Genomic DNA, 13,996 nt, shown 5'->3' on the forward strand with positions numbered 1-13,996 from the left:
TTTTGATCTTTGCTTGTTAAAGGCAACATCAAAAGATCGCAGCCTGCGGCAGCTCCTACAGGGGAGACCGTGAAGCTTTTTAGTGCTGCAGGATCTTGTTGAGGAAGTGCTGCGTACGCTCGGCGCGGGCGTTGATGTCACCGAAGAACTCTTCTTTCTTGCAGTCTTCGATGATCTTGCCGGCGTCCATGAAGATCACCCTGTCCGCGACTTTACGGGCGAAGCCCATTTCGTGGGTCACGCACATCATGGTCATGCCTTCGTGGGCCAGTTGCACCATCACGTCCAGTACTTCGTTGACCATTTCCGGGTCCAGCGCCGAGGTCGGTTCGTCGAACAGCATGACGATCGGGTCCATCGCCAGCGCACGGGCAATCGCCACACGCTGCTGCTGACCGCCGGACAGTTGGCCCGGATGCTTGTGGGCGTGGGCCGAGAGACCGACGCGCTCGAGCAGTTGCAGGCCTTTCTTGGTGGCTTCTTCCTTGCTGCGACCCAGCACCTTGATCTGCGCGATGGTCAGGTTTTCGGTGATGGTCAGGTGCGGGAACAGCTCGAAGTGCTGGAACACCATGCCCACGCGCGAACGCAGTTTCGGCAGGTTGGTCTTCGGGTCGGCGATGGAGGTGCCGTCGACCACGATGTCGCCTTTCTGGAAAGGCTCCAGGGCGTTGACGCATTTGATCAGGGTCGATTTGCCGGAACCGGACGGCCCGCACACCACGATCACTTCGCCTTTTTTGACCTCGGTGCTGCAATCAGTCAGTACCTGGAAGTCCCCATACCACTTGTTGATGCTTTTGATAGAGATCATACGGCGAACCTTTTTTGCAGACGCTTGACCAGCTGCGAGGCGGCAAAGCTGATAGTGAAGTACACGAGACCCGCGAAAATCAGGAACTCATTGGAGCGGCCAATGATGTCGCCACTGGCGCGCGACGCATTGAGGAAGTCCACCAGGCCGACGGCGTAGACCAGCGAGGTGTCCTGAAACAGGATGATGCTCTGTTGCAGCAACAGCGGCGTCATCTTGCGGAACGCTTGCGGCAGGATGATCAGGCGCATCATCTGTCCGTAAGTCATGCCCAGCGCTTGGGCAGCGCCCATCTGGCCCTTGGGAATCGACTGCACACCGGCACGGACGATTTCGCAGAAGTACGCCGCTTCGAACATCATGAAGGCCACGATGCACGAGGCGAACGCGCCGATCGGCGTGTCTTCGCCAGTGATCCAGCGCAGCACGAACGGTACCGCCAGGTAGAACCAGGTGATCACCAGCAGCAAGGGGATCGAGCGGAAATAGTTAACGTACGCGCCGGCGATGTTCGACAGCACTTTGTTGTGGGACAGGCGCATCAGGGCAAGGATGGTGCCGAGGATGATGCCGCCGATCACGCCCATGGCCATCAGCTTGAGGGTCATGATCATGCCGTTCCACAGGCCCGGCAGAGACGGGATGATGCCCGAGAAGTCGAATTCCATCATTTACCCCCTACGGAAATCAGGCCCGGTACGGCGACTTTCTTCTCGACCATACGCATCAGCAACATCAGGCTCATGTTCAGGGTGAAGTAGATCAGCGTTGCCAGGGTGAAGGCTTCGAACAGGTTGGCGGAGAACTCGGCGGTCTGCTTGGTCTGCGCGAGCAGCTCCATCAAACCGATCAGCGAGGCCACGGAGGTGTTCTTGAAGACGTTCAGGAATTCCGAGGTAAGCGGCGGAATGATGATCCGGTAGGCTTGGGGCAGCAGCACGTTCCAGTAGATCTGCGGTAGCTTGAAGCCCATGGCGCGAGCCGCGGATTCCTGGCCCTTTGGCAGTGCCTGGATACCGGTGCGCACCTGTTCGCAAACCCGGGCGGTAGTGAACAGGCCCAGGCACACGACGACGCTGAGGAAGGCCGAGGTGGTCGGGTTCAGATCCTGCTTGTACCACTCTTGCAGGTCGGCCGGCAGCAGGTCGGGTACCAGGAAGTACCAGATGAACAGCTGAACCAGCAGCGGCACGTTACGGAAGAGTTCGACGTAGCAGGTGGCGATGCCCGATACGATGCGGTTCGGCACGGTACGCATGACGCCCAGGATCGAGCCCAGTGTCAGGGCGATGATCCAGGCCGCGATGGCGATGCCGATGGTCCAGGCCAGACCGGACACGTACCAGTCGAAATAAGTCTCGCTGCCCACGCCGGTGGACTTGAAGAACACGCCCCAGTCCCAGTTGTAATTCATTAGGGTCTCCCCTCAGTTCAATCGATGTACAAGTGCCCGCTTGGGGGAAGCTCCGTTCCCGCCTGTCCTTGAGGGACAGGCACACGCTACCGGCTCGACAGCCACCGGTTCGAGTGTTTCCAAAAAAATGCCAGCAGGAAGTGACCACCTCCTGAAAGGGCCAGGGCCCTCTCAGGAGATAAGGTTAGTCAGAAATCAGGACTTCTTGTCGTCAGCCGCTTTATCAGTCGGTTTGGCGATCAGGGCCTTGAGTTCGTCGCTCATCGGGAAGTTCAGGTTCAGGCCTTTTGGCGGGATTGGCTGCATGAACCACTTGTCGTAGATCTTGTTGATCTCGCCCGATGCGTAGGTGGCCTTGATAGCGTCATCCACAGCCTTTTTGAACGGCTCGTCGCCCTTGCGCACCATGCAGCCGTAGATTTCGAAGGACTGTGGAGTGCCGGTCACGGCCCAGTCGCTTGCCTTCTTGGCTTTGGCGGCTTCACCGGCCAGCAGGGCGTCGTCCATCATGAAGGCCACTGCACGGCCGGTTTCCAGCATCTGGAACGACTCGCCATGGTCTTTGGCGGAGATGACGTTCATGCCCATCTGTTTGTCGGCGTTCATCGCCTTGAGGATGCGCTCGGACGTGGTGCCGGCGGTGGTCACGACGTTCTTGCCGGCCAGGTCAGGGAAATCCTTGTACTTGGAGTCTGCCTTGGACAGCAGGCGAGTACCGATTTCAAAGATGCCGACGGAGAAGTCAACTTGTTGCTGACGCTCGACGTTGTTGGTGGTGGAGCCGCACTCCAGGTCCACGGTGCCGTTCTGCACCAGCGGGATACGGGTTTGCGAGGTGACCAGGTTGTACTTGACCTGAAGGTTCGGCATGTCGAGGTCTTTTTTCAGCGCTTCGACGACTTTCAACTGGATGTCGTGGGAGTAGCCGACCGGTTTGCCGGAAGCATCCGCGATATAGGAAAACGGAATGGAAGCGTCGCGATGGCCCAGGGTGATGGTGCCGGACTCTTTGATCTTCTTCAGGGTGCCGGTGAGTTCGGCGGCGAAAACTGGCGTGCTGATCAGAGCGGCAGCAATGGCTGCGCCCAGGATATGGGGAACGATGCGCATCAAATTTTCCTCGACTTTGTTTTTTTTATGGAGCCAGTTCATCGGCCCTTTTGTGCTGCAAAACACCTGAGCGCTATTGAGAGCCGGCGCAAAGGACATTCGTCGAAGAAGTGTAGAGCATGACTCGTGCCAGACCAGTCGAAATTGATCATGGCATTGATTTGTAAGGGAATTAAATATTTTTTGCGTTGAAATTTCAGTGAGATGATCCGGTTAACCGAACTGACTCGCGGGTCGCGTTCGGAAAACCGAATGGTGGCAGGGTGCTACCCGATCATCAGCTGTACTTGCGCTTGTCCGGCGCTGGCGGGAAGTACTGGTACAACCAGGTTTCACTCAGGGTGCGGTCGTTGGTGCGGATGAACAGACGCAGTTCGACAGGTTCGACGCTGTCATTGGTCGGGTACCAGTCAAACAGGATGCGGTAGCCCTTGATGTCGTCGAGCTTCAGTATGCTGAAATCCTTGACCTCGCCGTTCGAGCAGGTAACGACCGGCTCGATACCCGTACCTTCGGGCAAGCGGTCCAGGCCGCCGCCGGTGAAGTCCACGGCAAAGCGCCGCGCCCACACCGGCGGGTAATGCTCGCCTGGCGCCCAGCCTTCGGTGAAGCCGCCCATGCCCGAACGGGTCGCGTTGACCCGTGCCAACGGCGTTCCGACTGGCGGCAATGCGCTCCAGTAGAGCTTGTAGCCGTAGTTCAGCGAATCCCCCGCAGCCACCGGTTTCTTCGGCGTCCAGAAGGCGACGATGTTGTCCATGGTCTCGCCGGTGGTCGGGATCTCCAGCAGATCGACCGAGCCTTCGCCCCATGAGGTGGTTGGTTCGACCCACAGGCTCGGGCGGCGGCTGTACCAGTCGACGGTGTCCTGATAGCTGGCGAACTCGTGGTCGGTCTGTACCAGGCCGAAACCTTTTGGGTCGGTATCGGCGAAGGCATTGAATTGCAGGGTAGCCGGGTTGTTCAGCGGGCGGCAGATCCACTCGCCGTTGCCGCGCCACATCGCCAGGCGGTCGGAGTCATGGATTTGCGGGTGAATGGTGTCGCACATGCGACGCTCGTGGGTGCCGCAACTGAACATGCTGGTCATCGGCGCGATGCCCAACTGGTCGATGGCGGTCCGGGCGTTGACATGGGCGTCGATCTCCATCACCACGCGCTCGGCCTGGCAATCGATATCGAAGCGGTAGGCACCGGTGGCGCTCGGCGAGTCGAGCAGGGCGTAGACCACGAAGCGGGTGCTGTCCTTGTTCGGTGTCTCGAACCAGAACTTGGTGAAGTCCGGGAATTCCTCACGTTTTTTGGCGTAGGTATCGATCGCCAGCCCGCGGGCCGACAAGCCGTACTGGCCGGTGGCGTCCACCGCGCGGAAGTAACTGGCGCCGAGGAAAGACACGACATCGTGCTTGTCCAGTTCCGGGGCCTTGAACAACTTGAAGCCGGAGAAGCCCAGGTCGCCCTTGAGCTGTGCGGTGTCGACCGTGGTGTTTTCATAGTTGAACAGCGACGGGCGGAAATGCACCTCGCGGGCCATCCGGGTTTTCGGATCGACGCTGTACATGCGCACCGGCTGCTTGAAGCCCATGCCGACGTGGAAGAACTGCACGTCCAACTGGCCCTTGAGCTCTTTCCACAACGAATGATTGCCGTCGTAGCGGATCGCATTGAAGTTCTGCGGCGTCATGGTCGCCAGGGTCGGCGGCAACTGCTGCTTGGTGTCCTGGTAGCGATTGCTGGCGAGCTGCTTGGCCTGGAGCTTCAGCGCCTCGAAATCGAACACGGTAGCCTCGCCATCAGCGGTGCCACTGCTGGCGGCCCAGGCCTTGGCGGCCAACAGACCCGTGGCGGACAAACCGGTGTAGGCCGCGATGGCCATGGAGGCTTTGAGCAAGTTCCTGCGGTGCATAAATACAACCTGTCGTGAGCAATCCCGCGCCGTTCCTGGCACGTGCTGGATCGGAAATATCGGTTCGGACATGCCTTCGGCCAAACACAACGGACTTTTAAACAGATGCCCGACAGCTTAAACCGTTCGATTGCAGAGCAAAATTGATTGATGGCATTGCGCTGGCTCGGCAATGAAACAAGACATGTCGGGAAACAATTCCGACAGGGGTTTCTGATTTACAGGGCATTTCTGCTTTTTTCGACTAATTACTCTAAAAACCGCTTTTCAGCGCCCGGAATATTTCTATTCTGTGCACATGACCGGTTTATGCCCGAAAGACCGGTGCGGTTCAGTCGGCACGATGCGGCTGCTGAATAGGGGGAGGGCGATGCGGTTTTTTGCAGTTTTCTTTGACGTTTAGAAGGACATCGTCCATGTCGAAAGTACAAGGCATCACCGAAATGTTGGGAATCTTTCCGTGTCTGGCCCTGGGGCGACGAAGACGCCGGCTCAATAGCGAGGAAATGAAACTGGTGGAACGCTATCGGGAGCTGTCGGAGAGCGACAGGATCGCGATGAGGTATCTGGTGGATGCGATGAGGAGTGTTTCGAGGTTTTGAAACAATGGGGCATCCCGTCCTGGCTGGATGCCCTCATCTACCAATCCTGGGAACGCTCGGATCGCTGATGCAGCACGCGCAGAACTTGTACCTGGCCCTGGGAAAATCGGTAAGGGGCGATAAAGGGAAAACGGCCAAGTACCAACTCTCGGACATCGGGCATGCCTGAAGGCCTGCCCGAGCCGGGAAACTGTTCCAACAGTTCAAAGGATTGCAGCATCGTGGAAATGATTTCGAGAGCGGCTTTTGCGCCAACTACCTTTCGGTAGTGTTCGTGGATGGCATCGAGATCGCTATCGGCTTTTTCAGTCAGTACTACGCTCGGCACGTTTTGCCCACTTAGCCTTCACGGCATCCAGATCGGTGAGTTTCCCTGCGTCGGCATCGGCGATGCCGTCACTGATGGCTTGCAGATGCCAGGACTCGGCTTCCACATATCGAACCAATGCACGCTTGAGATGGTACTGACGATCTCTGTCGGTCGCCGCAGCCAATAAATCCAGCTGCTGTGCCAATTGTTCTTCGACGCGAAAAGACAAAACGGGTGAGGCCATGATGGCTCTCCTAAGGTGTATACGCTGTAAACGACGTAAACACCCTAGGCCGAGCCAGGGTTTTCGTCAACCGCAGGCGTGCATGGGTTGCACGAAACTCTAGTGCGGCGAACACGAACGAGAGAGAGGGATGTGTTGCCAGATGCTAACGCAACGAGATGGGGTTAACCGACTCAACCCCTGTCGGGGTGATATCCATATTCAATCCTTGTTGGTTTTTTTAGATCACCCCGGCACCACGACGGCACCGGGGCGAATGCCGTTACCGGCTGACTTTCCAGGCATCCCCAGCAGGCGCCATGCCATGGTCATACGGCTTGGCGAACCACATGTAGAGCAGGCCCAGACCAATCACGATGGCGGTACTCAGCACCATCGCGTAGTTGATGTACCACGCGGCATCCGGGGTGCGTGGCCAGGCCATGTTGATGATGGCGCCGACGCCGTAGACCAGCGCGCCGATGTTCACCGCCCAGCCCCAGGCGCCGAGGGTGAATTTGCCGCTCGGTTTCCAGCCCTTCATGCGGGCGTACAGGGCCGCGAGCACGATCATCTGGAACGCCAGGTAGATGCCGATGGCCGCGAAGCTGACGATGGTGGCGACCGCGTCCTGCAGGAAGAAGCCGAGGATGATGATCAGCGCCGGCAGGACACCGGAGACGAACAGCGCGGCAACTGGAACCTGAGTCGTAGGGGAAATCTTCTTCAGCAGTCGGCTGCCGATGACCATTTCATCACGGGCGTATGAATACAGCAGGCGACTGGCCGCTGCTTGCAGGCTGATCACGCAGGAGATGAAGGAAATCATCACCACGCCCATCACCACTTTCGAACCGACCGGGCCGAAGGCGTTGTTGAGGATGGTGGTGACCGGGTCCTTGTCGGTGCCGTTGATCACCGCTTGCATGTCCGGTACGGCCAGGATCAGCGCCAGGCAGGCGAACATCGCCGCGATGCCGCCGATGTAGATGGTCATGCGCATGGCCACCGGGATTTTCTTGCTCGGGTTCGGGGTTTCTTCGGCCACGTCACCGCAAGCCTCGAAGCCGTAGTACAGGAACATCCCCGCCAGCGACGCGGTGAGGAACGCCGGCAGGTACGAGCCGTCGACGCTGATATCGAAGGTGTTGAACAACACGCTGATGGGTTGATGACGCTCGAAAATCAGCAGGTAAACGCCGACGATCACCGCGCCCACCAGCTCGCACAGGAAGCCGAACATGGCAATGCGCGCCAGCACTTTGGTGCCGCTGAGGTTGACCAGAGTGGCGAACAGCGTCAGGAACAGGGCGATGATGATGTTGGTGTTGTTGCTCGGTTCAAAACCCATCATGGCGGCGAGGTACGGACCGGCACCGACCGCAACGGCGGCGATGGTTACGCACAGGGCGATGGAGTAGATCCAGCCGACCATCCACGCCCAGCGTTTGCCCACCAAGCGGCGAGCCCAGGGGTATACGCCACCGGAAATCGGGAACTGCGAAACCACTTCGCCGAAGATCAGGCACACCAGCAGTTGGCCGCAACCGACCAGCAAGTAAGCCCAGAACATCGGTGGCCCGCCTGCGGCCAGGCACAGGCCGAACAGGGTATACACCCCGACCACCGGGGACAGGTAGGTGAAGCCCAGGGCAAAGTTTTCCCACAGGCTCATGCTGCGATTGAAGTTGGAGGTGTAACCGAGTTTGCGCAGTTGCTCGGCATCGCTGTCGGCAAGGGCTGCAGAGAGATCGGGTGATGCACTCATGTGTGATTGCTCCGGAAAATCGGCAGATTTCGGATGTCCGAAACCGTGGCGGGGCCTTGAGGGCGCCGCCCGGATCGGTGGTTATTGTTTTTTTGAGTTGCGGTGAATCCTTGGTGTAAATCGCTGACATCATCCGTGTGTCTGCTGAAAAGATCGCAGCCTGCGGCAGCTCCTACAGGGTGTACGGCGCTCTTTGTAGGAGCAGCCGCAGGCTGCGATCTTTTCGCGGTTAGTGCTTGAACATCACATGCCGCACAACGGTGTAGTCCTCCAGCCCGTACATGGACATGTCCTTGCCATAGCCGGACAGTTTCTGGCCGCCGTGGGGCATTTCGCTGACGAGCATGAAGTGCGTGTTGACCCAGGTGCAGCCGTACTGCAGGCGAGCCGACAGGCGATGGGCGCGGCCGACGTCGGCGGTCCACACGGAAGAGGCCAGGCCGTAGTCCGAATCGTTGGCCCAGCCCAGCACCTGCGTTTCATCGCTGAACCTGGTCACCGAGACCACCGGCCCGAACACTTCGCGGCGCACGATTTCGTCGTCCTGCTGTGCATCGGCCAGTACCGTCGGTTCGAAGAAGTAGCCGTTGCCCTCAACCGCCTTGCCGCCAGTGATCAAGCGAATGTGCGGCTGGGCGATGGCGCGTTCGACGAAACCGGTTACGCGGTCGCGGTGTTGCGCGGTGATCAGCGGGCCGAGCTCGGTCGACGGATCATCCTGCAAGCCGTACTTGATACTGCTGACGGCGGCGCCGAGTTTTTCCACGAATTTGTCGTAGATGCCCTCCTGGGCATAGATGCGGCAGGCAGCGGTGCAGTCTTGCCCTGCGTTGTAGAAACCGAAGGTGCGGATGCCTTCGACGGCGGCATCGATGTCGGCGTCGTCGAAGATGATCACCGGGGCCTTGCCGCCCAATTCCATGTGCATGCGCTTGACGCTGTCGGCGGTGCTGGAAATGATGTTCGAGCCGGTGGCAATCGAACCGGTCAACGACACCATGCGCACTTTCGGGTGGGTCACCAGCGGGCTACCGACCGTAGGACCACGGCCGAACACCAGGTTGAGTACACCGGCCGGGAAGATCTCCGACGCGAGCTCGGCCAGGCGCAGGGCAGTCAGCGGGGTTTGTTCCGACGGCTTGAGCACCACAGTATTACCGGCGGCCAAGGCCGGGGCGATTTTCCAGGCGACCATCATCAGCGGGTAGTTCCACGGTGCGATGGAAGCGATCACGCCCACCGGGTCGCGGCGGATCATCGAGGTGTGCCCCGGCAGGTACTCGCCACCGGCTGAACCGCTCATGCAGCGGCTGGCGCCAGCGAAGAAGCGGAACACGTCGGCAATCGCCGGGATCTCGTCGTTCAGCGCAGCGCTGTAAGGCTTGCCGCAGTTGTCCGATTCCAGTTTCGCCAGCTCTTCGCCGTGGGCTTCGATGACATCGGCCAGTTTGAGCAGCAGCAGCGAGCGCTCTTTCGGCGGGGTATGCGACCAGCTGTCGAAGGCGGCGTCGGCGGCGCGTACGGCGGCATCGACCTGGGCTTCGCTGGCTTCGTTGATTTCCACCAGTACACGACCCAGGGCCGGGTTGAATACGGGTTGGGCGGGGCCTTCGCCGTTGAGCAATTGGCCGTTGATCAAGAGTTTGGTTTGCATGGCACGTGTCCTCTTCGAAGCAATTATTTTTCTCTGTAGAAACCGTAATGGGGTGTCGGTTACTTGCCTCCACTGCCCGCAACGCTTTCACCACCCCGGGTCAGGTAATAGGCACCAAGAATCGGCAGCATGGTCACGATCATCACCAGCATCGCCACGACGTTGGTCACCGGCACGTCCCGTGGGCGGCTGAGCTGGTTGAGTAGCCACAGCGGCAGGGTGCGTTCATGGCCGGCGGTGAAGGTGGTGACAATGATTTCGTCGAACGACAGGGCAAACGCCAGCATGCCGCCGGCCAGCAGCGCCGAACCAAGGTTCGGCAGGATGATGTAGCGGAAGGTCTGCCAGCCGTCGGCGCCGAGGTCCATCGAGGCCTCGATCAAACTGTGGGAAGTGCGGCGCAAGCGAGCGATGACGTTGTTGTAGACGATCACCACGCAGAAGGTCGCGTGGCCGACGATGATGGTGAACATCCCCGGTTCGATTCCCAGTGTCTTGAAGGTCGCCAGCAACGCGATCCCGGTGATGATCCCCGGCAGGGCGATCGGCAGGATCAGCATCAGCGAGATGCCTTGCTTGCCGAAGAAGTCCCGGCGATACAGCGCGGCCGAAGCCAATGTGCCGAGGACCATGGCGATCAGCGTGGCAATCGAGGCGATCTGCAACGACAGCTTGATCGCTTCCAGTACATCTGGCCGCGAGAACGCCACGCCGATCCACTTCCAAGTGAAACCCTTGGGCGGAAAGCTGAACGCCGCGTCTTCGGTGTTGAAGGCGTACAGGAAGATGATCAGGATCGGGAAGTGCAGGAACACCAGCCCGCCCCAGGCCGCAATGCGCAGGCCGAGGGATGCCTGCCCTTGAGATGAAGAGTCAGAGTGCATCGAAGGCCCCCAGACGTTTGACGATGGACAGGTAGATGGCGATCAGTACGATCGGCACCAGGGTGAAGGCAGCGGCCATTGGCATGTTGCCGATCGCGCCTTGCTGGGCGTACACCATGCTGCCGACGAAGTAGCCGGGCGGGCCGACCAGTTGCGGCACGATGAAGTCGCCCAGGGTCAGCGAGAAGGTGAAGATCGAACCGGCGGCAATGCCCGGGATCGACAGCGGCAGAATCACTTGCATGAAGGTCTGGCGCGGCTTGGCGCCGAGGTCGGCCGACGCTTGCAGCAACGAAGGCGGCAGGCGTTCCAGCGAGGCCTGGATCGGCAGGATCATGAACGGCAGCCAGATGTAGACGAACACCATGAAGCGCCCCAGGTGCGAGGTCGACAAGGTGCTGCCGCCCACCCCCGGAATCCCCAGAACGAACTGCAGGACCGGTTCCAGCCCCAGATGCTGCACGAACCACTGCGCCACGCCGCCCTTGGCCAGCAGCAGTGTCCAGGCGTAGGCCTTGACGATGTAACTGGCCCACATCGGCATCATCACCGCGATGTAGAAAAACGCCTTGGTCTTGCCGGTGGTGTAGCGCGCCATGTAGTAGGCAATCGGGAACGCGACGATGGCGCTGGCGATCGACACGACGATGGCCATGCTCAGGGTGCGCAGGATGATGTCGAAGTTCGAAGGCTGGAACAGTGCGGTGAAGTTGGCCAGGGTCAGGTCGGGGGTGACCGCCATGGTGAAGTCGTCGAAAGTGTAGAAGCCTTGCCACAGCAGCGTCAGCAACGAGCCCAGGTAGATCGCGCCGAACCACAGCAACGGCGGCACCAGCAGCATCGACAGGTACAGGTTCGGCCGGCGATACAACAGGTTGGAAAATCTGCGCAACGGCGAACCGCCCGACGAGGATTGTGAAATAGCCAAGGTGCTCATCTCACACCCCGCCGGCAAGGGTGTCGTGCAACTGGACCATCGCTTCCCGCGCCCAGCGTGCGCTCAGACGCTGGCCAGTCTGATGTTGCGCGCTGCTGTCGATCCACTGATTGTTGGCCTGGCTGATGTTCAGGGTCTGGCCGTTTTCCAGTTTCAGTTCGTAGCGGGTGGCGCTGCCCTGGTACTGGATGTCGTGGAGCAAACCGCTGACTTCGATCTCGTGGCTGGCCAGCGGGCCTTCGGCGAAGCGCACGTGTTCCGGGCGAATCGAAAATGGCTGCGGATTGCCACTGAGTTGCTTGGCCAGGTCGCCGCGAATCACGTTGGAGGTACCAACGAATTCCGCCACGAAGGTGGTGGCCGGTTTCATGTACAGGTTGCGCGGGCTATCGACTTGTTCGATGCGGCCCTTGTTGAACACCGCCACCCGATCGGACATCGACAGCGCTTCGGTCTGGTCGTGGGTGACGAAGATGAAGGTGATGCCGAGCTGGCGTTGCAGCTTCTTCAACTCGCCCTGCATTTGCTCGCGCAACTTCAGGTCGAGGGCGCCGAGGGGTTCGTCGAGCAGCAGCACCCGTGGACGGTTGACCAAGGCGCGGGCCAGGGCCACACGCTGGCGCTGACCGCCGGAGAGCTGCACCGGCTTGCGCTCGCCGTAGCCGCCGAGGGCGACCATCTCCAGGGACTCTTCGGCACGCTTGAGGCGCTCGACCTTGCCGATGCCTTTGACTTTCAAGCCGTAGGCGACGTTGTCGCGCACGTTCATGTGCGGGAACAGCGCGTAATCCTGGAACACGGTGTTCACGTCGCGCTGGTACGGCGGCAGGCCGGCGGCCTCTTCGCCATGAATGCGGATGGAGCCTGCGCTCGGTTGTTCAAAACCGGCGATCAGGCGCAAACAGGTGGTCTTGCCCGAGCCGGACGGCCCCAGCATTGAAAAAAACTCGCCGTCCTGGATGTCGATGGAAACCCGGTCTACGGCTTTCACTTCGCCGAACTGACGGGAGACGTTGGTGAACTGGACTGCAAGCGTCATGGTGCGGTGCTCCAAAAAAGGCGCGCTTTCTTTCAACGGAATCGAGTGTGCTGTGAAAAGATCGCAGCCTGCGGCAGCTCCTACAGATTTTGCATAGGGCGCCACATTTGCGGTGCATGCGATCGGCGTAGGAGCTGCCGAAGGCTGCGATCTTTTGATCTGGTCAGGGGATCAACGACCGCCCATGATCGCGATGTAATCCTGGGTCCAGCGGCTGTACGGCACGAATTTGCCGCCTTCAGCCTGCGGGGTTTTCCAGAAGGCGATCTTGTCGAACTGGTCGAAACCGTTGGTCTTGCAGCCTTCGGCACCGAGCAACTCACTGCCCTGGCACGCCGCCGGCACCGCTGGCAACGAGCCGAACCAGGCTGCTACGTCACCCTGGACTTTCGGTTGCAGCGACCAGTCCATCCACTTGTAGGCGCAGTTGGGGTGCTTGGCTTCGGCGTGCAACATGGTGGTGTCGGCCCACCCGGTGGCGCCTTCTTTCGGGATGGTCGAGGCGATTGGCTGCTTCTCGTTGATCAGGCCGTTGACCTGATACGGCCAGGCACCGGAGGCGACCACGCCTTCGTTCTTGAAGTCGCTCATTTGCACAGTGGTGTCGTGCCAGTAGCGGTGGATCAGCGGCTGCTGGGCGCGCAGCAGATCGAGCACGGCCTTGTACTGGGCTTCGGTCAGTTCGTAGGGATTCTGGATACCCAGTTCCGGTTTGGCGGTCTTCAGGTACAGCGCTGCGTCGGCGATGTAGATCGGGCCGTCATAGGCCTGTACGCGGCCCTTGTTCGGCTTGCCGTCCGGCAGGTTTTGCGCGTTGAACAACACGCCCCAGCTGGTGGGCGCGGACTTGAACACGTTGGTGTTGTACATCAGCACGTTCGGGCCCCACTGGTACGGGGTGCCGTAGGTCTGCTTGTTGACCACGTACCACGGTGCATCTTTGAGGCGCGGGTCGAGATTCTTCCAGTTCGGGATCAACGCAGTGTTGATCGGCTGCACACGCTTGCCGACAATCAGGCGCAGGGACGCGTCGCCGGATGCGGTCACCAGGTCGTAACCGCCCTTGGCCATCAGGCTGACCATTTCATCGGAGGTGGCCGCCGTCTTGACGTTGACCTTGCAGCCGGTCTCCTTCTCGAAACCGGTCACCCAGTCGTAGGCCTTGTCGCTCTCGCCACGTTCGATGTAGCCGGGCCAGGCCACAATATCCAGTTGGCCTTCGCCCGCCCCGACAGCTTTGAGCGGCTCGGCGGCCTGGACACTGGCGCTGGCCAGCAGCGCGGTAGTGATTGCACTGAGCAGTGCGGTCTTGTGCACGAACATGGGAATTCCCTC

General features: G+C 59.9%; 14 protein-coding genes. 1 reads left to right on the top strand and 13 read right to left on the bottom strand.

The genetic code is table 11. The annotated features are described in order from the left end of the window. Nucleotides 1–79 precede the first annotated feature (79 nt). The 5 genes from ACM6IT_RS19170 to ACM6IT_RS19190 form a co-directional block, all read right to left on the bottom strand. Nucleotides 80–814: an amino acid ABC transporter ATP-binding protein gene (locus tag ACM6IT_RS19170; RefSeq protein WP_056721096.1), complete on the bottom strand. Its 735-nt coding sequence runs from the start codon at nucleotides 812–814 to the stop codon at nucleotides 80–82. Next, nucleotides 811–1,482: an amino acid ABC transporter permease gene (locus ACM6IT_RS19175; RefSeq protein WP_056721094.1), complete on the bottom strand. Its 672-nt coding sequence runs from the start codon at nucleotides 1,480–1,482 to the stop codon at nucleotides 811–813. The genes ACM6IT_RS19170 and ACM6IT_RS19175 overlap by 4 nt, the downstream gene beginning before the upstream one ends. Then, nucleotides 1,482–2,228, bottom strand: coding sequence for an amino acid ABC transporter permease (locus tag ACM6IT_RS19180; protein ID WP_056721091.1), 747 nt, complete (start codon nucleotides 2,226–2,228; stop codon nucleotides 1,482–1,484). Before ACM6IT_RS19180 ends, ACM6IT_RS19175 begins: the two co-directional genes overlap by 1 nt. 195 nt (nucleotides 2,229–2,423) lie before the next feature. Then, on the bottom strand, nucleotides 2,424–3,338 hold the full coding sequence (locus ACM6IT_RS19185; protein ID WP_414913901.1) for a glutamate/aspartate ABC transporter substrate-binding protein: 915 nt from the start codon (nucleotides 3,336–3,338) through the stop codon (nucleotides 2,424–2,426). Nucleotides 3,339–3,615: 277 nt separating this feature from the next. Then, nucleotides 3,616–5,244, bottom strand: a complete 1,629-nt coding sequence (locus ACM6IT_RS19190; protein ID WP_056721089.1) for a glucan biosynthesis protein D — start codon at nucleotides 5,242–5,244, stop codon at nucleotides 3,616–3,618. Between the two features lie 416 nt (nucleotides 5,245–5,660). On the opposite strand from ACM6IT_RS19190, the gene ACM6IT_RS19195 reads away from it, so the two are divergent. Beyond that, nucleotides 5,661–5,846, top strand: coding sequence for a hypothetical protein (locus tag ACM6IT_RS19195; protein WP_046041279.1), 186 nt, complete (start codon nucleotides 5,661–5,663; stop codon nucleotides 5,844–5,846). 37 nt (nucleotides 5,847–5,883) lie between these two features. Here ACM6IT_RS19195 and ACM6IT_RS19200 read toward each other — a convergent pair whose 3' ends face one another. The 8 genes from ACM6IT_RS19200 to ydcS form a co-directional block, all read right to left on the bottom strand. After that, nucleotides 5,884–6,174, bottom strand: a complete 291-nt coding sequence (locus ACM6IT_RS19200) for a type II toxin-antitoxin system RelE/ParE family toxin (RefSeq protein ID WP_082562882.1) — start codon at nucleotides 6,172–6,174, stop codon at nucleotides 5,884–5,886. Beyond that, nucleotides 6,152–6,400 carry a CopG family ribbon-helix-helix protein gene (locus ACM6IT_RS19205; RefSeq protein ID WP_056721085.1) on the bottom strand — a complete coding sequence of 83 codons (249 nt, stop codon included), beginning with the start codon at nucleotides 6,398–6,400 and terminating at the stop codon, nucleotides 6,152–6,154. The genes ACM6IT_RS19200 and ACM6IT_RS19205 overlap by 23 nt, the downstream gene beginning before the upstream one ends. 262 nt (nucleotides 6,401–6,662) lie before the next feature. Next, the gene (locus ACM6IT_RS19210; protein WP_414918520.1) at nucleotides 6,663–8,147 is read right to left on the bottom strand and encodes an APC family permease; all 1,485 of its coding nucleotides are present in this window, start codon (nucleotides 8,145–8,147) and stop codon (nucleotides 6,663–6,665) included. Between the two features lie 229 nt (nucleotides 8,148–8,376). Further along, nucleotides 8,377–9,801 (bottom strand): gamma-aminobutyraldehyde dehydrogenase, encoded by a 1,425-nt coding sequence (locus tag ACM6IT_RS19215; protein ID WP_056721081.1) that lies wholly within the window; start codon nucleotides 9,799–9,801, stop codon nucleotides 8,377–8,379. A gap of 59 nt (nucleotides 9,802–9,860) precedes the next feature. Continuing rightward, on the bottom strand, nucleotides 9,861–10,685 hold the full coding sequence (locus tag ACM6IT_RS19220; protein WP_414918521.1) for an ABC transporter permease: 825 nt from the start codon (nucleotides 10,683–10,685) through the stop codon (nucleotides 9,861–9,863). Further along, complete coding sequence (locus ACM6IT_RS19225; protein WP_414913898.1) at nucleotides 10,675–11,622, bottom strand: ABC transporter permease; 948 nt, start codon at nucleotides 11,620–11,622, stop codon at nucleotides 10,675–10,677. The genes ACM6IT_RS19220 and ACM6IT_RS19225 overlap by 11 nt, the downstream gene beginning before the upstream one ends. A gap of 1 nt (nucleotide 11,623) precedes the next feature. Further along, on the bottom strand, nucleotides 11,624–12,661 hold the full coding sequence (locus ACM6IT_RS19230; protein ID WP_414918522.1) for an ABC transporter ATP-binding protein: 1,038 nt from the start codon (nucleotides 12,659–12,661) through the stop codon (nucleotides 11,624–11,626). A 171-nt stretch (nucleotides 12,662–12,832) separates the two neighbouring features. Continuing rightward, nucleotides 12,833–13,984: a putative ABC transporter substrate-binding protein YdcS gene (gene ydcS / locus ACM6IT_RS19235; protein WP_056721069.1), complete on the bottom strand. Its 1,152-nt coding sequence runs from the start codon at nucleotides 13,982–13,984 to the stop codon at nucleotides 12,833–12,835. Between the last annotated feature and the right edge of the window lie 12 nt (nucleotides 13,985–13,996).

The sequence above is a fragment of the Pseudomonas sp. IT-P4 genome (genome assembly GCF_949767755.1).
Classification (GTDB): domain Bacteria; phylum Pseudomonadota; class Gammaproteobacteria; order Pseudomonadales; family Pseudomonadaceae; genus Aquipseudomonas; species Aquipseudomonas monachiensis.